At 53.0% G+C, this 19185-nt stretch carries 17 protein-coding genes; 1 reads left to right on the plus strand and 16 read right to left on the minus strand.

Features of this window, described 5'->3' with window-relative positions:
* Positions 1-115: 115 nt before the first annotated feature.
* Positions 116-322 carry a hypothetical protein gene (locus tag NST43_RS31200; RefSeq protein ID WP_209987336.1) on the plus strand — a complete coding sequence of 69 codons (207 nt, stop codon included), beginning with the start codon at positions 116-118 and terminating at the stop codon, positions 320-322.
* Here NST43_RS31200 and NST43_RS31205 read toward each other — a convergent pair.
* The 16 genes from NST43_RS31205 to opp4A form a co-directional block, all read right to left on the minus strand.
* On the minus strand, positions 291-1097 hold the full coding sequence (locus NST43_RS31205) for an MBL fold metallo-hydrolase (protein ID WP_339221393.1): 807 nt from the start codon (positions 1095-1097) through the stop codon (positions 291-293). The genes NST43_RS31200 and NST43_RS31205 overlap by 32 nt on opposite strands.
* 16 nt (positions 1098-1113) lie before the next feature.
* Complete coding sequence (yycI, locus tag NST43_RS31210) at positions 1114-1854, minus strand: two-component system regulatory protein YycI (RefSeq protein ID WP_209987339.1); 741 nt, start codon at positions 1852-1854, stop codon at positions 1114-1116.
* Between the two features lie 48 nt (positions 1855-1902).
* Positions 1903-3195: a two-component system activity regulator YycH gene (gene yycH, locus NST43_RS31215; protein ID WP_339221394.1), complete on the minus strand. Its 1293-nt coding sequence runs from the start codon at positions 3193-3195 to the stop codon at positions 1903-1905.
* Complete coding sequence (walK, locus tag NST43_RS31220; RefSeq protein WP_339221396.1) at positions 3192-5024, minus strand: cell wall metabolism sensor histidine kinase WalK; 1833 nt, start codon at positions 5022-5024, stop codon at positions 3192-3194. The genes yycH and walK overlap by 4 nt, the downstream gene beginning before the upstream one ends.
* Positions 5024-5755: a response regulator YycF gene (gene yycF, locus NST43_RS31225; protein ID WP_339221397.1), complete on the minus strand. Its 732-nt coding sequence runs from the start codon at positions 5753-5755 to the stop codon at positions 5024-5026. The genes walK and yycF overlap by 1 nt, the downstream gene beginning before the upstream one ends.
* A gap of 172 nt (positions 5756-5927) precedes the next feature.
* Positions 5928-7481 (minus strand): M23 family metallopeptidase, encoded by a 1554-nt coding sequence (locus NST43_RS31230; RefSeq protein WP_339221398.1) that lies wholly within the window; start codon positions 7479-7481, stop codon positions 5928-5930.
* A 253-nt stretch (positions 7482-7734) separates the two neighbouring features.
* Complete coding sequence (locus NST43_RS31235) at positions 7735-8418, minus strand: hypothetical protein (protein WP_339221399.1); 684 nt, start codon at positions 8416-8418, stop codon at positions 7735-7737.
* Positions 8419-8624: 206 nt separating this feature from the next.
* A complete protein-coding gene (locus NST43_RS31240; RefSeq protein WP_339221401.1) occupies positions 8625-9911 on the minus strand; it encodes an adenylosuccinate synthase in 1287 nt (428 codons plus the stop codon).
* Positions 9912-10127: 216 nt separating this feature from the next.
* Positions 10128-11489, minus strand: a complete 1362-nt coding sequence (gene dnaB / locus NST43_RS31245) for a replicative DNA helicase (protein ID WP_209987359.1) — start codon at positions 11487-11489, stop codon at positions 10128-10130.
* A gap of 1 nt (position 11490) precedes the next feature.
* Entirely contained in the window at positions 11491-11937 is a 447-nt protein-coding gene (gene rplI, locus NST43_RS31250) for a 50S ribosomal protein L9 (protein ID WP_209987362.1), read from the minus strand.
* A complete protein-coding gene (locus tag NST43_RS31255; protein ID WP_339221403.1) occupies positions 11934-13937 on the minus strand; it encodes a DHH family phosphoesterase in 2004 nt (667 codons plus the stop codon). Before NST43_RS31255 ends, rplI begins: the two co-directional genes overlap by 4 nt.
* Before the next feature lie 11 nt (positions 13938-13948).
* Complete coding sequence (locus NST43_RS31260) at positions 13949-14845, minus strand: DUF2232 domain-containing protein (protein ID WP_339221405.1); 897 nt, start codon at positions 14843-14845, stop codon at positions 13949-13951.
* 27 nt (positions 14846-14872) lie between these two features.
* Complete coding sequence (locus NST43_RS31265) at positions 14873-15175, minus strand: MazG-like family protein (protein ID WP_206105356.1); 303 nt, start codon at positions 15173-15175, stop codon at positions 14873-14875.
* Positions 15176-15334: 159 nt separating this feature from the next.
* On the minus strand, positions 15335-15760 hold the full coding sequence (locus NST43_RS31270; RefSeq protein WP_339221406.1) for a CBS domain-containing protein: 426 nt from the start codon (positions 15758-15760) through the stop codon (positions 15335-15337).
* A gap of 191 nt (positions 15761-15951) precedes the next feature.
* Positions 15952-17004 (minus strand): LCP family protein, encoded by a 1053-nt coding sequence (locus tag NST43_RS31275; RefSeq protein WP_339221407.1) that lies wholly within the window; start codon positions 17002-17004, stop codon positions 15952-15954.
* 395 nt (positions 17005-17399) lie between these two features.
* Positions 17400-19121, minus strand: a complete 1722-nt coding sequence (gene opp4A / locus NST43_RS31280) for an oligopeptide ABC transporter substrate-binding protein (protein ID WP_339221409.1) — start codon at positions 19119-19121, stop codon at positions 17400-17402.
* Positions 19122-19185: the final 64 nt, after the last annotated feature.

Genomic DNA, 19185 nt, shown 5'->3' on the forward strand with positions numbered 1-19185 from the left:
AACGTTCTATATGATTGTATCACAGGCAGCCGTGCTGCCCACATTTTTTCTGCGTTAAAAAATTGTAAATTATTCACATTTTCACTACAATCCATTTCACAAGGAGGGTCGGACTATGGAGTCTTTTTCAACAAGTAAGGATCTGGTGCAGTTCATTGGTAAGCTGGGGGACCTTAAGGATGAACACTATCAGCTGGTTCTTGTCCAGCATGCAATGATTGAGCTGTTGATTGATAAAGGGCTATTCTCCCGCCAGGAGCTGGAGCACAAGATTACCGAGGTTGACCGCCTTATGACTGGCTCACCTTATCCCATGGCGTAGGCCGGTCATAGTAGGTGTCGCATAGCCTGAACTCACTGTCTTTGTAAAAGCAGCCCCGGTCCTCCATAGCTCCGCGCACGGACATCTTCGCCAGATCCATCATATTATGGTCTCTGCTCAGATGGGCCAGATAGGCGCGCTTGGTCCGCCCGCTCAGAATCTCGCTGAGCGCTGTGCCTGCCGCCTCATTGGACAGATGCCCCAGATCGCCGAGAATCCGCCGCTTCGTATTCCAGGGATAACGCCCCATCCGCAGCATTTCGATATCATGATTGGACTCCAGCACCAGCACATCGGCATCCGATATGGCCGTTCTCACCTTGTCGCTGACATATCCGAGGTCTGTCGCTACACACAGCTTCTCCTTGCCGTCATAGAAATTGTATGCTACCGGCTCCGCAGCATCGTGGGAGATGGCGAAGGATTCCACCCGCATACTACCGAAATCCCGGTGCTGCCCGGTCTCCATAATAACCCGGTTATGCTCCTCAATCTTGCCGATCCCTTTCTCTATGGCTCCCCAGGTGTTCGAATTCGCATAGATCGGAAGATTATACTTGCGGGCCATCGCGCCCAGCCCCTTAATATGATCCGAATGCTCGTGGGTCACAAGAATCCCGTCCAGCTCCACTCCCGTCAGTTCGCGCATGGCCAGCAGCTCGTCAATCCGCTTCGCGCTCAGACCCGCGTCGATCATAAGTGTGGTCTCGCCGTTACGCACCACTGTCACATTCCCGGTAGAACCGCTGGACAGTACTGTAAATGAAATCCCCATATCTCTCCTGCTCCTTCTACTCTGTTGTCTTCGGACTGATAATGTCCGCACTGATCGCATCCATATAATAAGCGCTGCCGTCCTCCAGCATGAACCGCCACATCGGCGAAGCCACCTGGCTCTCGGAGTTGAACAGCTCGCCGTAATAGCCCAGCTCAATCTCCTTCACTGCAGAACCCGCAGGAAAATACTTCTCGATCAGACTGCTAAGCGCCTGCGATGCCGGGAGCACCTTCTGCAAATCCTCGCTCCGGCTTGCTGCGATCTCAATCTTCGGCCAGCGGTAGGCCACAATCTTCTGGTCACTGTTAATCAGCTCCAGCCGCACTCTGAACAGAGACCACTTGTTATCCACCAGCGGATGGAGGACGAACTTACCGACCTCACTCTCCTGTGAATCGAACCGGTAATTGGCAATGTCGGGAATCTGGGTCTTCAGCAGATTGCTAAGCTCCGAGAACGAGGAGTACATCAGCTTGCTGTCGATCGGCTCCTTAAGCTTCACAGGCAGTTCATTCTGCTCTTCGGCCGAATAACGGTACGTGATATCAGGCAGCTGCGGAGTGGCAGCCGGAATCGGACACAGCAGCCGGATGTTCTTCTCCTCCATCACCGCCTGAGTCTCTGCGGACAGGGAAGTGAAGTCAAGTCCCGCACTGACCTGATCGCGCACATCGATCCATAGCTGATAGCACAGCAGCAGATTCAGCACCAGAAAGGCATATATCAATACACTCTTGGCCCTTCCCCAGTCCATAACGTCCCTCCTCGAATCGGTACTCTATCCGCTTGGCTTAACTCCGCTCTAATTCAATGTATGCTCACTGCCATCGCTAAGCGTAACCCGCCAGACCGGATGAAGCTGCAGCTTCTCCCCGGCCAGCGCAGGCATATAGGCAGGCGTAAGCTCAATGATCCGCAAGGAGCTGCCGATCTGCGCCAGCCGCTGCTTCAGCAGTTCGCCGCCGGGCAGCTCGACAATGGTCTTCTCAGACTTGTCCTCATTCGTGTACATCAGGGAGCGCTCATAGGAAGAGACCGTTCCCTGCTGGAGCTCCAGATGGATTACGCCATACTGAAGCTGCGGATTGCTCATGATCGGATAGGAGCCGGACGGATAAGCGCCATAATATTGTTGAAAAGAAACCTTGCGGTCCTGCCGGCCCTCCTCCGTAGCAGCCAGCCTGTAGGTTCCGTTCCAGCCGCCATGGTTATTGACGAATTCCACCGCCTCCAGCGCATCCTTTGCCGGTGTGCTGTCCCCGTCCGGAAGTGCAGCCGGGTCGCTATAACTCATCCAGTTCTGCTCCTGGTCCACCTGCAGGCTGCGTTTGCTGTCCGTGTATATCTTGGAACCGTCCTTCTCAGGAATGTATCTTGTATTGCCTGCATCGAAGAACAAATTGCTCTGCATTTGCTCAATGGTATACATACCCGCAGGCATCACGACTTTAACCAGCGGAACATCCGCCTCAGGGACATAATACTCACCGTTCACGGCTGTATACAGAGTCAGATTCTTGCCGAAGTCCACATGCTGCTGCACATCCTGAACCGTAAGATCGGCCTTGGCCGCCTCATACACAATATCTCCGCGTGTGCTGAAGAAGATAACATGGGCTTTGGAGTCATTTTTGATATTATAGATCCAGATCCGGTCAATGCTCTCCCCCTCGAACAGCGAATCCGGCGAGATCTGCATGACCCGCTGCAGCAGCGTTACCGGAATGCCTGCCCCGAACGACAGCTCAATGCCCGGATTCTCGCTGCGGATCTTGTCCCAGTCGAAATCCTGTACGGACCGCCGCTGGAAGCTCTCGAAGCTGCGTCCCTTCAGGCGGTTCATAATCAGATTATAGAAGGTGGAGCTGGGGTAGAACAGCGTATGCTTGTCCCCGCCCATATGAATAATCATTTTATCGGGGTAGAGCAGGTTCTCCACCTTTTCCTTCAGTCCCATATTATCCGTCTTCACATATAAGGTCTTCGACAACACTGCCGAATCACTGCCGGGCAGCCTGTAGATCAGATAATAGCTCTCTACAAGACTTCCGAGTATAAGCAGGACCAGCATCCATGACTTGATTCTCTCCTTCACGCCTCACTCCCCCTTTGCTTCATCAAAGGCAGCGTGAACGTGACCAGCGAGCCCTCATTCAGCTCCGATTGCAGGGAAATGGAGCCGCCGTGGGCTTTGACAATTTCCCGGGCAATGGACAGCCCCAGACCTGTTCCGCCCATATTCCGCGAGCGCGCTTTATCGACCCTGTAAAAGCGTTCAAAGATCCGCTCAATATCCTTCTTCGGAATCCCTATACCGGAGTCGCGGACAGACACAGCCAGCATTCCGTCCTCGTTCTTATGCGCCTCCAGCTGAATCGTCCCGCCTTCCGGCGTATACTTGAGGGCATTGGAGACCAGATTGCCCAGCACCTGATCAATCTGGTCGCGATCCAGCCAGGCTGTAGCGACATCCTTACGTACTCTGGTGCTGATGTGAATCCGCTTCTGGCGGATCTGGAAGGAGAAGCGGTCGGCCACATCCTCCAGCATCTCTGAGATGTCCGTCTGCTGAATGCGCAGGCTGGATTCCTTGGAATCGAGCCGCGACAGATGCAGCAGATCCGTAACCAGCCGGATCATGCGCTCCGTCTCGTTGCGAATAACTCCGACGAACCGCACCGCAAGCTGCGGATCTTCCAGTGCGCCGTCATCCAACGCTTCCGCATAGCTCTTGATCGTCGTAAGCGGCGTCCGCAGCTCATGCGATACATTCGCCACGAACTCCCGGCGGGACTCCTCCAGATTCTCCTGCTCCGTGACATCCTGCAGCACCGCAATCGTCCCGGCGATCCTTCCGCCTTCGCGGCGGTGAATCGGGGTGAAGGTCACCCGCACAATATTGGGGTCCTCGCCAACCATGGGAGACAGATGGAGCATAGCAGACTGAGGAACGCCCTGGGTCACCGAGACAGACTGCTCAGGCTCCAGACCCAGCAGCCCGCCAAGCGAGGCTCCTGCCGGAAGCGGTCCTTCCGCGCCCAGCATCAGGGCGGCGCGTGTATTCATCAGAATGACCGCTCCGCTCTCATCCGTGGCTACGACACCGTCACTCATATTGGCGAGAATGGACGACAGCTTCTCCTTCTCCTCTTCGTTCTGCAGCAGCGCCTCGCGCAACCGGTCCGTCATGTAGTTGAAGGCCTGGCTGAGCTGACCAATCTCATCATTGCCGAACACAGGAACCTTCCGGTTGAAGCGCCCTTCAGCCACAGCCGTGGCATGCTTGGTCATCTCCTTAATCGGATGCGTAATCGTATGCGCCAGAATGACTCCCAGCACGGCTGTCAACGCCAGCGCCAGCAGCAGCCCCGAGAGGAACACACTGTTAATCCGGCTCATGGTCGCATATAAGTCTTTCATATCGGCAGCGATATAGATGGCTCCAACCACTTTATCACCAGAGATTACCGGCTTCGCCACTACCTTCTTGCGCACATTATCATCAGCGATGATATATTCCTCATTATCGCTGATGCCCTGCAAGGCGCGGCTAACTACGGTCTGCGTGTTCCGCTGGCCGACATAGTCATTCTGGGAAGGGATCGAGGTGGTAATGATCTTGCCGCTCGCATCCAGCACCTGAATTTCTGCGCCATTGATATACAGATTGTTCACCATGCCGCGCAGGCTCTCCACCGCCGATTCTTCATCGGCGGTTCCCGTCTCACTGCCGAATTTGTCAGCGGTGAGGATCGAGAGCATCTCGGCCCGGGCCTTCAGGTCCTTGGTGAAGTTATCCGTCAGCGAGTTCTTCATCGAGCTGACAAAGTATACGCCGATCAGCTGCATCGCAATCAGAATCAGCAGCACGTAAATCACGATAAGCCTGGCCTGAATCGTCCGGAAAAAGGACAGTGCCTTCATTACAACCCTCCGTTTTTGGGGCTATGCATCAAATAACCGAGTCCGCGCCGGGTATGAATATACTCCGGCTTGCTGGGATTCTCCTCAATTTTTTCTCTGAGCCGGCGGATGGTCACATCCACCGTCCGCACATCGCCGAAATATTCGAACCCCCACACAGCCTGCAGCAGATGCTCCCGGGTCATTACCTTGCCCGCATGGCGGATCATATAATAGAGCAGCTCATATTCACGATGCGTCAGATCCAGCGGCTCACTATCCTTGTAGACCATATACATATCCGTATCAATGAATAATCCGAAATGATAGACCCCCTGCTTGCTCTCCACCGCATCACTCGGAGCTTCCGATGGGGATGGCTTATGCTGGCGACGCATTTGGGCCTTAACCCTGGCCAGCAGCTCACGGGTACTGAACGGCTTGGTCACATAATCATCCGCACCAAGCTCCAGACCCAGCACTTTATCGATCTCTCCATCCTTCGCAGTAAGCATGATGATGGGAATATCCAGATGGGCAGCGCGTACCTCACGGCAGACATCCATTCCGTCCTTGCCGGGCAGCATCAAATCCAGCAGCATCAAATCGGGGCGTTTGGACAGAGCCAGCTCCACCGCGCTGTTGCCGTCAAAAGCGCAGATGACCTCGTAACCCTCTTTTTCCAAATTGAATTTCAATATATCAGCAATAGGTTGTTCATCATCCACTACCAGAATCGTTCCCATTTGCATATGCTCAGCTTCACCTTTCTAAACGATACTCAAAACCCTGATTCCTTTATTTTAACATACCTGCCTTGACGTCACATCTAAATAAGGTACCAGTTCAAAGAGAAATAAAAACCGCCCGAAATGATCCGGACGGCGGAGAAGAATTATAGAATGGAAGCTTAGCTGTTACTCATTATTTCAGGAATTTCATCGGATTGATAGCAGTCCCGTTCTTGCGGATCTCGAAATGCAGGTGCGTCCCCGTCGAGCGCCCGGTGCTGCCCATAATGCCGATGGAGCTGCCCTGACCCAGCTTCTGTCCGGCGGAGACCGAGATGCTGCTTAAATGCCCATAGTACGTAACGTATCCGTTGTTATGGTTAACGATCACCACATTGCCGTAACCGTTCTGGACGCCGGCGAAGCTTACCGTCCCAGCATCCGCAGCCTTGATCGTGCGGTTGCCCGATACCAGATCGACTCCTTTGTGTGCTCGTCCCCAACGCTCGCCGTAGCTGCTGGAGATCATCGCTCCGCTAACCGGCCAGGCGAACATTCCTGTGCCTTCACCTACAACCTTGGTGCCGGAATAGACCACTTCAGGCAGAGCAGCCTTCACGACGCTCTGACCCAGCCACTCCTCCTGAACCACCTGTCCGTTCTCCTTGGTCAGCCTGTACTGCATCGTTTTGAGCCCGGTTTGTCCGGGGCGGACTACCTTCCGCTTGCCTGCCGGCAGCTGGTCGCTCTTGCGGATGATAACCTCAGGCTCCGTGACCACCTCTTCAGTTACCTGTTCTACGGTCACTACCGTCAGGTCAGGCTGTGGCACCGTTAGCTGCAATTGATCCCCAATCTGCAGGCTAAGCTCCTTCACTCCGGGATTATTGCCGAAGATCTCAGCCTGGGTGATGTTGAACCGGGAAGCGATGGCGGAGACGGTGTCGCCTTCCTGAACAGCATAGCGCAGAGGCGCCTCCCTGCCTTCAGTCAGTACCTTCACTGCTTCTTCTACACTAAGTACCTTATTAGGATCTGCCTTCACCGGCACGATGTTAACTTCTTCCCGAATCTTGACCGACTCCACCTGATCATTGGCGGCTGAACCAGCTGCTCCAGCCTTGGCAGCCGTTTTCTTCAGCTTCGCTCCCGAAGCTACAGCATTCTGCGGAGCATAATGCGCCTTGACAGCCTGAAGCACCGCCGCTGCCGTCTCCTGATCCTTCACGATCCCGAGCGGTTCCCCGTCTACAGCCAGTTGTACGCCTACGGCATATGCTTTGAGCATACCATCCAGCTTGTCCAGTGTAGCTTCGCTGTTAACCTCCGGCTTGTAAGCCCGCTGGGCCTCGGTAGTGATGCCCCCGGTTTGCAGTACCATTACAGAGTCAGGATACTTGAGCTGATATTCCCGTCTCTTCTCCTCAAACAGCTTGTTCAAATCTGCTTGCTGGTTCAGTGCTCCAATCTCCTCGCCGTTCACCAGCACTTTGTAATAGGTGACGGTATTCGCTGTTACCTGCCTCTTCTGTGCCCCTACCAGGAAGGTGGTCAGAAGAATCAGACCGGCTGAAGCCAGCAGCCATGAACGCCGGCGACGCCGGGATTTCATCTCCGGTTGAAAGACGCGGGGTTCACCCGTTGTTATTGCATCCTTGCCTTGTTCACCTGCTGCACCAGATCCTGCGGAGGCTTCTACGCGGTCCCGTAGGTTCCCCATCCGGCGCATAAACTTAAATCCTTTCATGAAACTCTCCCTTTCAGCTGTAAAAACAAGAATTTATATACTTCGCGCGTTGATTTGCATGACTAAGAATATGACTGTATGACGCAGACGGAAAAGGTTACAAAATATTAACCCTTATTAGTCCTTTTTTACTGTACCATAGCCTGAAGAAAAATTTCAACTTTGATCCCACAGCAAAACCCGCGAAATTCGCGGGTTTATTCCCATAATATGCGTTTTAAACGGCGATGTCGTGTCCAAAAAGTGACAATTATTAATTCTGATTTGTTCCCTGGCTGTCCGGTGTAAGCATTTTCATCAGCGCCTTATATTCATCCTTATCTACATATTTCTCAATGATTCCCTGCAGTTCCGTTACTTCGCTCTCTGTCAAGCCGCCCTCCAGGGCAGCGGAGATCTTGATCATTTCCTCCTGGGGAAGCTTGTTCATCAGAATATTGAAAATATTGGATTTCTCATTAGCAGGAAGATTCTCCTTCAACTCGTTCATAGCCTCCGGAGTCATCACCAGGTTCTGGTCCTGCCCACGCACACTTTGTTCTTCTCCCGCAGCGGCTTGTCCCATCACAGGCAGCGCATTATCCGGCACTGTCTCATCCACCGGTTTCTCTTGAATATTGCCGGATTTCCCGCCACTGCTATCCTTCTTCTCCCCGTCGACCTTGCTCGAATCCGCCTCCTTGGTGGAGTTCTTAGGCTCGCTTGATGCCGCTTTGGAGTTCTCCTTGGAGGTAGCCCCGCTGCCGCCCATTCCTGTCATACTCTTCACGAAGCCGCCGATTCCCGGTCCCGGCCCATCCAGTTTGATATCGAAGCTGGCCAGCACCGACTGGATATACGTATTCACCACATAAGCCGTTGTCAACATAGACAGTCCGCTGGCCAGCACCACAATCAGGCAGACGCTAAGTGCTCGCTTCACTATTTTCACCATCATCACTCCCCTACACCCTGCTCTATTCAATCTCTAAAGAATCAGTTCGCTATGATCCCATTCTCACAGTATTGACTAGAACAACGCCCGGGAAACGTCCCTGAAGCACAGAAAAGCTATTCACCTGCTGAAAAATCATCCAGACATACAGAAACAGGAGCCTCACCGAGGCCCCTGCTCCTATACGTATCTATTCAGTTCTGCCCAGTCTAGATATAGATTGGCAGCACTTGATTGGTCTGTTCACGGTTACGGCCCACGGAGAAGATCGAGATCGGAATACCCGTCAGCTCTGATACACGTTCCACATATTTGCGTGTGTTGGCCGGCAGATCCTCCAGTGTCTTCGCCGAAGTGATGTCCTCACTCCAGCCTGGAAGCTCCTCGTAGACCGCTTCACATTCTGCCAGCATTTTCAGGCTCGCCGGGTAATGTGTGATAATATCTCCACGGAACTTGTAGCCGGTGCAGATCTTCACAGTCTCAAGGCCGCTCAATACGTCCAGCGAGTTCAGCGACAGGCCGGTAATTCCGCTGACGCGGCGGGCATGACGCACAACCACACTGTCGAACCAGCCTACGCGGCGGGCGCGTCCGGTTACCGTACCGTACTCATGCCCGGTCTCACGGATATAATCACCGGTAGCATCGTTCAGCTCGGTAGGGAACGGGCCGTCGCCGACACGGGTGGTATACGACTTCGCCACACCGATAACCTGCTTGATCTTGGACGGGCCAACGCCCGAGCCGATGCAGACGCCGCCAGCCGACGGATTCGATGAAGTAACGAACGGATAAGTTCCCTGGTCGATATCAAGCATTACGCCCTGCGCGCCTTCGAACAGTACACGGCAATCCGCATCAATCGCATCATTCAGCACCACCGAAGTATCGGTTACATAGCCGCGCAGCACTTCTGCATACTCCAGATATTTGGTCAGAATCTCTTCCACATTCAGCGGCTCTGCGCCGTATACCTGAGTGATCACCTGATTCTTCTCTTCCATCAGCGGACGAAGTCTCAGCTCGAATTCCTCAGCGTCCATCAGATCGGCAATCCGGATGCCGTTACGGGCAGCCTTATCCATGTAGCACGGGCCAATCCCCTTGCGTGTTGTACCGATTTTGTTCGGGCCTTTGCGGTCTTCCTCAAGTGCATCCAGCACCATATGATAAGGCATAATGACATGCGCACGATCGCTGATTACCAGGTTCTTCGTATCAAAGCCATTGTCATGAATATAATTAATTTCTTGGATCAGCGCTTCCGGGTTGATAACCATTCCGTTGCCGATAACACAAGTCTTCTCTTTATAAAATACACCAGATGGAATCAAGCTCAGCTTGAACTTCTTTCCGTCAATCAGAATCGTGTGACCGGCATTGTTCCCCCCTTGATACCGGGCGACCACATCTGCACTTTCCGCCAGAAAATCCGTGATCTTCCCTTTGCCTTCGTCTCCCCATTGTGTTCCCACGACGACTACCGTTGACATGTTCATTCCTCCGTAGGTGCTAGCAAGCACCATTATTTTTCCGTTTATCATAGGAGCTTTGTACGCGCTTCATCCTGTACGCAGCCCTCCGGATACCAGGCGGTCAGGCCGCCAAAGCACAATAATCAGTGTAACAGCGGCACTTTTTAAAGTCAAATAAAAACGAACGATCACAGACTGAAATGTGCGATCGTTCGTGTATTGTGCGAAATTTGCCTAACCCGCGAAGGGTTCTGCCTGGGCCCGCTCGTAGTTAACGAACTTGTTAAAGTTCTTAAGGAACACAAGCTCCACCGTCCCCACCGGACCGTTACGCTGCTTGGCGATAATAATTTCGATAATATTCTTCTTCTCGGTATCCTGATTGTAATAATCATCACGGTACAGGAACGCTACAATATCGGCATCCTGCTCGATGGAGCCTGATTCACGAAGGTCACTCATCATCGGCCGTTTGTCCTGACGCTGCTCCACACCGCGGCTGAGCTGGGACAGGGCAATGACGGGAACGTCAAGCTCACGGGCGATCTGCTTCAGGGTACGGGAGATTTCCGATACCTCCTGCTGGCGGTTCTCGCCAGCCTTGCCCCGGCCCTGAATGAGCTGCAGGTAATCGATGACAATCATTCCGAGCCCTTTTTCCTTCTTCAGCCGGCGGCATTTCGCCCGGATATCGGTAACCGTAATGCCGGGAGTGTCGTCAATGTAGATTTCGGACTCGGACAGCGACTGGATACCCATCGTGAGCTTAGACCAGTCATCATCGCTTTTGAAATCACCGGTACGCATAATATTGGCATCCAGATTGGCCTCCGCGCAGATCATACGCTGAACCAGCTGGGGCGCCGACATTTCCAGACTGAAGATGGCTACCGTCTCCTTCGCCCGGACCGCCACATTCTGGGCGATATTCAGAGCGAAGGCCGTCTTCCCGACGGAAGGACGGGCCGCCACAATAATTAAGTCATTGCGCTGGAAACCGTTCGTCATGTGGTCAAGATCCACGAAGCCGCTTGGAATCCCCGAGGTTCCACCCTTATTCTGATGGAGCAGCTCTACCCGGTCGAATACCTGCATCAGCACATCGCGGATGGCGATGAACCCGCTGCCGCTGCGGCGGTTCGAGATCTCCAGGATTCGCCGTTCGGCGTCACTCAGCATAATGCCTACATCTTCGCCGCCGGTATAGCCTTCGCTGACAATCTGCGTTGCTGTGCGGATCAGCCGCCGCAGCATCGCCTTCTCTTCAATAATCTGGGCATAATATTCGACGTTGGCCGCAGTCGGCACCGCATGCGCCAGCTTAGCCAGATAGCTGACGCCGCCGATATCCTCAAGCTCCCCTTTATCCTGGAGCCGGGATGTCAATGTAATCAGATCAATCGGCTGGCTCTCTTCTCCGAGCTGCACCATCGCCTCAAATATCATCTGATGCGGTTTGTCGTAGAAGTCTTCGGTATTCACCCGCTCCATCGCGGTAATTAGCGCCTCATCCGACAGTAGAACTGCACCCAGTACGGCCTGTTCTGCCTCCAGATTCTGCGGGGGAACCCGATCGAAAAAGAGATCTCCACCCATCTTACTCCTCCGTTACCTGAACCGTGAGGTTAGCCTTTACTTCAGTATGCAGCTTTACCGTTACCTGGAACGTGCCTACATGGCGGATCGAATCGCTCAACTCAATTTTGCGCTTGTCGATTACGATTCCCTGCGAGGCTGCCAGTGTCTCGCCGATCTGCTTGCTGGTGATCGCGCCGAACAGACGGCCGCCTTCACCTGCTTTTGCCTTCAGAGTCAGGGTCAGCTCATCCAGCTTCTTGCCCAGCTGTACCGCTTCCTCCTTCTCCTGGTCCTTGCGGCGCTGTTCGGCTGCCGCCTGGTTCTCCAGTGTCTTCACATTGCCGTCTGTAGCCGGACGAACCAGCCCGCGCGGCAGCAGGAAATTGGCTGCATAGCCTTCCGATACCTCTTTAACCTGACCCTTCTTGCCCTGCCCCTTAACATCCTTCAAGAATATGACCTTCATTCAAATAACCCCTCTTTCGCTTCAATTTCGGCCAGCACTGCGAGCAGCCTGGCTTCCGCTTCTTTCGTTGTTCCTTCAAGCTGTACAGCCGCGTTAGACAGATGTCCGCCGCCGCCCAGCTTCTCCATCACTACCTGTACATTCATTCGTCCCAGGGAACGGGCGCTGATGCCAATCAGGCCGTCAGGACGCTCACTGATGACGAAGGACGCGACCACATTCGTCATCCCCAGCAGCGTATCCGCCGTCTGGGCGATCAGCAGCTGCGGGATCTTCATCCCGGACTGTGTAACCACCAGCGCTATTTGGTCATACACCATACGCGCATGCTTGATGATCTCCGCCTTCGAGATGTACTCCTGCAGATCCTCCTTCAGCATACGCTGGATCAGAATTGTATCCGCCCCGACCCGGCGCAGGAACCCGGCGGCCTCGAAAGTCCGCGACCCTGTGTGCAGCGCGAAATGCTTCGTATCGACCGTGATTCCGGCCAGCAGCATCGTGGCTTCCAGCGGGCTGAGCTTAATCTTGTCGTGAATATACTGCAGCAGCTCCGTCACCAGCTCACAGGTTGATGAAGCATACGGCTCCAGATACACGAGCACTGCGTCATTAATGAACTCTTCACCCCGGCGGTGATGGTCTACCACTACAATCCGGCTGGCATACTGCACCAGTCTCGGCTCCATAGTCATGGAGGCCTTGTGTGTGTCTACAACAATCAGCAGCGTATGCTCCGTCATCACCTGGAGAGCCTGCTCTGTCGTGATGAAGGTTTTGTAGAGCGGCTCATCCTTGCGGATCTCCTCCATCATCCGGGTAATCGAAGGATTCGGCGTCTCCATCACAATGCTGGCTTCCACATTGTACATCTGCGCCGCCTTGAGCAAGCCGATCGCCGCTCCCACCGCATCGATATCCGGTATCCGGTGCCCCATAATCAGCACCCGGTCGCTCTCCTGCATCAGATCCCGCAGGGCATGGGCGATCACGCGCGCCCGGACGCGGGTGCGTTTCTCTGCGGCATTGCTCTTGCCACCGTAGAAGGAGAGCCGCTGGCCCGCCTTCACAGCGGCCTGGTCCCCGCCTCTGCCGAGCGCCATGTCCAGACTCGACTGGGCAAGCGCCCCCAGCTCGCTGGCCGATTCCGAGCCGTAGGCAAGGCCTATACTCAGCGTCATCGGCACCTTGAGATCGGCTGTCATCTCGCGGACCTCGTCAAGCACCACGAACCTGCTCTCCTCCAGGGCCTGAAGGCTGCGGTGATTCAGCAGCATGAGATACCGCTCGGAAGACAACCGGCGCAGATAGACCTCGAACTGCTTGCTCCACTCAGTAATCTCGCTGGCTACCTTGGCAATCAGCGAAGTGCGCTGCTGATCATCCATACCCTGGGCGGCTTCGTCCAGATTATCCATCATGACAATTCCGATTGCCAGCTTCTCTTCCTCATACCGCTCACGCAGCACAACAAGCTCGGTAATATCGAATAAATACAGCAGGCGTTCGCTTGGAATCACCACGACCTCATAGTAACGGTCATCGACCGTGAGTTCATGGCGGTGTTCCTTCAGGACACCTTCCTTAACCGGTTCCCGCTTGGACGGCAAATTCTGCAGCGAAGCCATCACCTCCGGCATCAGCTCCTGCATACCTTCACCAACAAGAGACTTGCGGGAGAAGATCTGGCCGGCATTCCGGTTATGCCATTCCACCGCACGGTCCTCACTGTACAGGATGATTCCGAGCGGAAGCATGCTTACGGCCTCCCCCTCCACCCGCTTGATGCGGAAGGACAGACCGTTGATATAATCTACAAGGTTGCGGCGGAACGACAGCTCGGCCTGCAGCATGGTGAAACACAATGTGCCGGCCAGGAAGAGGCTGGCAACACCGAGGACCCAGTTATAGACACTGACTACTATAATCAGGACCAGCAGCAGTAAGAACGCCCACACGGTATGGTAGCCGTGCCAGCGTCTTTGCAGAAATTTTGGCATGAGCTCTCACCCTATCGTTTCGATTTCTTGACAAGCTCCCGCAGCGGAAACGCCAGGTCCACCACACCAATAATCCAGAATCCCGGCAGAGCAATTACAGGTATCGCCAGCAGAAGGGCAATGATCTTGCTCCACTTCCGTTCATGCACCAGGAAGAAGAGGAAGCCGACGGTCTGGATCTTGAACGCAATCTGCAGCAGCGGCAGCAGATTGGCCGAGACCATCAGCATGAAGCCGCTGTCTGCAGCGCCGAACAACAGGCTGATTACTACGCCAAGCAGATAATACCAGATGAAGGATTTGGCCAGTCTCCATTCCCGCGCCGGCTTCAGCTTGGGTACCGCATATCCCATACTGTTCAGAATAGGGCGGACAATCGAATGGGTGATGACAGCAATCACGAAGGCACTGAGGATCAGCGTCATCGGAATCGCCTGAATCGTCAGCCAGCTCATCTGTCCAATCTGATCGGAGGAGATAGCGATCTCGGACAGCAGCGGATTGCTTGCCCCCATACTTGTCAGCCACTCCGTATAAGTCCGCAGGACATCGTAGACATAGTCGTATAAATTAAACTTAAGGAACGCCGTACTGATTAGCAGAATCAGCAGGAATTCGGCTAGTATAGCGACCATGCCGGCAATCAGTGTAGAGATCGCTGAAGCACGCTTCTTGTACCATCGTCCCATCACAAGCGCCGGGATCAGGAAATAGGCCGCAATCAGGATATACATCGGGGTAATCAGGCCCACAATCAGCAGAACCGGTAACAGATGCAGAATGAACTGCTTGGTGTTAAGGGTCGTGAAGAGCACTATGGCCGGAATAATCATAAAGAATGTTGTAATAAGCAATAGCGGGGTTGACAGGGATAACAGCAGCAACAGATAAGCTATGCTCCAAGCCACAGATGTCCAGCGAAATTTCAACAGTATTCACCTCTTACGCATATGTTCTTCTAATGCAGATATATCCTGGTACCATTCTTCCAGCTGATGGCCTTCCTGCCTGTGCTTTCTCAGCTTCTCCAGCAGTAAATCATCCAGCTCGCGATAAGGGATGCCCAGTCTGCGCCCCAAGATGTACGAACTCATAATCAGACTGGCCAGACTGTCGCCGACACGCGCGGTACTGCCTTCCCACAGCGCTTTGAATAACCTTGAGACTTGATCAATTACTTCCGTCTTTAACCACTCAATTACCTTGGCACGTTTGGCCACATCCAGATCCTTCGGCACATTGGGCACTGTCTCTCTACCTCCGGCAAAAAGCATTATTCTCCATTATAGCATAAAAATTTCCGAGCCACACGGACGCCTGCCACCCCTGAATATAGCCTTCATTCTTTCAAAAAAGGCCCGCATTCCGTTTCGCCGGAAATACAGGCCCTGGTCCCCTTATAACGATTCGAGCGATTGCCTTGAGACAAACTTCTCGCAGTATTCAATAATCTGGCTCCGTCGTACAATACCAATGAACCGCTTCATGTCATCGACCACCGGAACAAAATTCTGCACCTTGGCCAGATTAATCAGATCCTCCATATCCGCATCAATTGAGACCGCCAGATTGTTCATCCGCAGCGGTACATCCTTGAGCAGAAATTTGGAAGCATTCTCAAAAGTGACCGCGCCGCCCGACTCCTTCATGTACCAGAGCAAATCACCTTCTGTAACCGTTCCGGCATATTCCCCGTTCCGGATCAGGATCGGTACTGCGGTATAGCGGTGAAACTCCATCCGTTCCAGGGTCTGGCGCAGCGTCGAATCCATGGTAACGCATGCAACCTCCTGCTTCGGAAGTAAAAAAAACGCAATATTCATCTCGTGATCCTCCTCAAAGAATTCCGAAGGAATGTTACTCTACCTTCCTTGCACACTAAAGCCCACCGTACTTATACGCCTGCACGCACAATTAGTTCCATTCCATTATAGCATGAAGACAGTAAACAGCAGCCATTAACCTGTGGGAATGGCTGCTGTTTTTATAACGGCAAGACTGGCCGGTCTAATCCTTATTGTGCTGCGGGTGTAGCCGAAGGCTCCAGCGCGTTCACTGCCTTGCCTGGTTCGATAAGCTGGTCAACCGGTGTACTGGCACTCATCCAGTTGTCAATCAGTACCTTGGCTTTGTTCAGATCCTCTTCATTCACAATATCGTAGTAGACACCGCCGATGCGCTTGCCTTCACCCATCACCGTGAAGCTGGAGATATCCATATCCTTGCCGCCCATGAACTTCTTGGCGAGACTGATGATCATGGAGGGCTGAATATCCGTTTTGAAATTCTCCCCCATAATGTCCAGCAGCTCGGGGATATTGCCAATTTGGCTGATCGATAACATTTTATTCGCTACGACATCAATAAAGACCTGTTGACGTTTCGTCCGGTTGAAGTCGCTGTCCTCACGGTAGCGCGTATAGTTGAGCGCCTCTTGCCCGCTGTAATTCGACTTATTGGCTTTGATCGTGAATTTCTCATGGTCAGCACCTTTGTTGACAATATCCTTCTTGATCGGAAGCGGAACTCCGCCAATGGCATCTACGGCATCCTTCAACCCTTGGAAGTTAATAGTGGCATAATACTGAATATCGTGGCCGAGCAGCGCTTCGAGCGTATCCTTGGACATTTGCTGGCCGCCGAACGCGTAAGCATGTGTGATCTTATCCTTCTTGTCACCGTTATGTCCGATGATTTCCGTGTAGGTATCCCGGGGAATGGAGATCAGCAGAATCTTGTAATCCTCCGGCCGGATCACCGCATACATCATGGTATCGGAGCGTGCGGTTTCATTCTTCCGCTGATCTGTACCCAATAGCATCAGAGAGAACGGATCGTTTTTGAGTGCCACGGGTTCAGCCTTAACGGAAGTTGGTGTCTTGCTGGTGTTATTCTCCAGAGGCACATAGGATGCATCCGTCAGCTTCTTCTCTACCTGATCGGATAAAAAGAGGTCAAAGGCCAGCACAGCAAGCGGCTTCTGGAACAGAAACGCTCCGGCGGCAATCACCAGTACCAGAATAAGCGCAATGTATCTTTTCTTTATTTTTTTAATCTTATTCATCATTATTAATTCCTTCTTTATGGTGGAATGTACATATCATTGCTGTAATCTATTTACAATGGCCGCCTGGGCTTCCAGGGCAGTCATGGGTGGGCTGTTCTTGCTGCTATGCGCCGCCCTGCTTCAGATTGTATTATTCCCCCTTTCCGGGATTCGGGTCGTTCTAATTGTAGAATAAACCTGGAAAACGGCTTTGACACATAAACAATATTTCTATTGTAATCACTTCACAACTAAAAAGAAACAACAAATAACGACAACATCAGCATCCATGCCACTAATATTCCATAAAGTATATGACGCAGCAAACACCGTTTTGATTCTTTTTGAGGCAGAAAAATAAAAAAAGACAGTCTGTACAGCCGCTCTACGCAGCAGATCAGACCATCTTCCCTAGCCTATTCAGTATCCTTAATCCACCAGCTCTGCGGATCGATGATATTGCTTAAGGTGTTCATCGTTATCCCCTGCAGCCGCTTATTCACCGCAGTAATATTCGACCGTTCTGCGAAAAAGATCATCGGAACCTCATCATTGATCAGCTTCTGCCATTCATAATAGATCTCTTTGCGGAAGTCCCTGTCATAGGCCTTCAGGCTGACTCCGTCCCGGATCAGGTCCTCACTGCGCTTCGAGGTCCACCGGGGATAATTCCATGAATCGGTAGCGCGCCATAAGCCCGAAGGATCAGGGTCACTGGCCAGTCCCCATACGCCGTTGAACAGCTCCACTGCCGGATCGTCTGACTCCACCGCTTCATAGAAGGCATTCAGCTCCTTCAGGCTTCCTCCGCTAAGCCGCACATCCAGCCCCACATCACGCCAATTCTGGAGAATGGCTGCCGTGCGCGCCTCGGCCGTTTTACTGCCGCTCATCGCATCATAATGAATAACGAACTTTTTGCCGCCGGGATCTTCGCGGAGTCCGTCCCCGTCCTTATCCCGATATCCGGCCTCATCCAGCAGCTGCTTAGCCTTCTCTGGAAGATAGGGATAGGTGTCAATCTCCTCGTCCGCTATCTTGGCCCAGCTGGAGCTAGGGACGGGCGTCTCAATAAGCGTCCCCAGGCCATAGGAATATTGATCAATGATCCCTTGCCGGTCAAGCGCATAATACATCGCCTTACGCAGACGTTTTTCCTGGAACTTGGGATTATCCATTACCACCTGGCCGCTGGCCTCATCCCAGTGTCCAAACTTAAAGCCGATATATTCAAACGACAGTCCAGGTGTGACCATAATCTGAACATTGTCCAGTTGGCCTGCGGCCTCATAGGCATCACGCGGCAAAGTGGCCATATCCACAGTTCCTGCTTCAAGCAGAGCGGTGATATCTTTGTTGTCAATCGCTTTGTACGTAATCCCGTCCAGAAGCGCCTCGCCCTTGTAATAATTATCGAACCGTTTCATTTCCACCGTCTGGCCCGGCACAATGCCGGTTACCATGAACGGACCGGTACCAATCGGCCGCTTGCGCACCTGATCGCTGTCCATCATGTCCTTGACTGCCACTCCCTCGAAGTATCGCTTGTTCATCGGGTAGGCCCACAGATTATCAATCACGTTCACCCGTGCTGAATTCATTGTAATGCGCAGCGTATAAGGGTCCATCACCTTAAGCCCCGTAATTTCCTTCGCCTGGCCCTGGTGATATGCTTCAGCGCCCTTAATCATCTCAACACTATAGTATCTGGAACCCGTATACTCCGGGCTGGCGATAGTCTCCAGGGCAAATTTCCAATCCTCTACAGTCAGCTCATCCCCGTTATGCCAGCGTACCCCCGGCTTAATGGTGAATGTGAACACCGTATGATCCTCAGACTCCTGCCAGCTGGCGATATTAGGAGCCGTAGACAAATCATCCTTCACGGTAAACATGCCCTCAGTGGTGAACTCAAGCACATTGGCATCATCTTCCCCTTCGAAGAAGGCTGGTTCAAAGATACCTTGAAAAGTGGACGGGTAACCAAAGGTCACAGTTCCGCCTGTAATGGGTTCATCGGCTGTTTGGCTAAGGCGCGCCACAACATTCTTGACGGCCGGGCTTGGCCCATTGCATGCCGACAATGCCACCAAGAGCGCAAGCGGTAGCATCAGTCTGCCGATGAGTCGGTTTGACATATATTTCTTCCCTCCCGGGTTGGACCACACAGTAATGTAAGCGGTTTCTACACTAGATTTTACT

This window comes from Paenibacillus sp. FSL H8-0332 (genome assembly GCF_037963835.1).
In the GTDB taxonomy this organism is placed as follows: domain Bacteria; phylum Bacillota; class Bacilli; order Paenibacillales; family Paenibacillaceae; genus Paenibacillus_AQ; species Paenibacillus_AQ rhizoplanae.

What these genes read in the sequence shown, in the direction of transcription:
- NST43_RS31230 (WP_339221398.1), bottom strand. Translation starts at nt 7,481, where the DNA reads ATGAAAGGATTTAAGTTTATGCGCCGGATGGGGAACCTACGGGACCGC.
- NST43_RS31205 (WP_339221393.1), bottom strand. Translation starts at nt 1,097, where the DNA reads ATGGGGATTTCATTTACAGTACTGTCCAGCGGTTCTACCGGGAATGTG.
- opp4A (WP_339221409.1), bottom strand. Translation starts at nt 19,121, where the DNA reads ATGTCAAACCGACTCATCGGCAGACTGATGCTACCGCTTGCGCTCTTG.
- rplI (WP_209987362.1), bottom strand. Translation starts at nt 11,937, where the DNA reads ATGAAGGTCATATTCTTGAAGGATGTTAAGGGGCAGGGCAAGAAGGGT.
- yycI (WP_209987339.1), bottom strand. Translation starts at nt 1,854, where the DNA reads ATGGACTGGGGAAGGGCCAAGAGTGTATTGATATATGCCTTTCTGGTG.
- NST43_RS31255 (WP_339221403.1), bottom strand. Translation starts at nt 13,937, where the DNA reads ATGCCAAAATTTCTGCAAAGACGCTGGCACGGCTACCATACCGTGTGG.
- NST43_RS31270 (WP_339221406.1), bottom strand. Translation starts at nt 15,760, where the DNA reads ATGAATATTGCGTTTTTTTTACTTCCGAAGCAGGAGGTTGCATGCGTT.
- dnaB (WP_209987359.1), bottom strand. Translation starts at nt 11,489, where the DNA reads ATGGGTGGAGATCTCTTTTTCGATCGGGTTCCCCCGCAGAATCTGGAG.
- NST43_RS31235 (WP_339221399.1), bottom strand. Translation starts at nt 8,418, where the DNA reads ATGATGGTGAAAATAGTGAAGCGAGCACTTAGCGTCTGCCTGATTGTG.
- walK (WP_339221396.1), bottom strand. Translation starts at nt 5,024, where the DNA reads ATGAAGGCACTGTCCTTTTTCCGGACGATTCAGGCCAGGCTTATCGTG.
- NST43_RS31275 (WP_339221407.1), bottom strand. Translation starts at nt 17,004, where the DNA reads ATGATGAATAAGATTAAAAAAATAAAGAAAAGATACATTGCGCTTATT.
- NST43_RS31200 (WP_209987336.1), top strand. Translation starts at nt 116, where the DNA reads ATGGAGTCTTTTTCAACAAGTAAGGATCTGGTGCAGTTCATTGGTAAG.
- NST43_RS31240 (WP_339221401.1), bottom strand. Translation starts at nt 9,911, where the DNA reads ATGTCAACGGTAGTCGTCGTGGGAACACAATGGGGAGACGAAGGCAAA.
- yycF (WP_339221397.1), bottom strand. Translation starts at nt 5,755, where the DNA reads ATGCAAATGGGAACGATTCTGGTAGTGGATGATGAACAACCTATTGCT.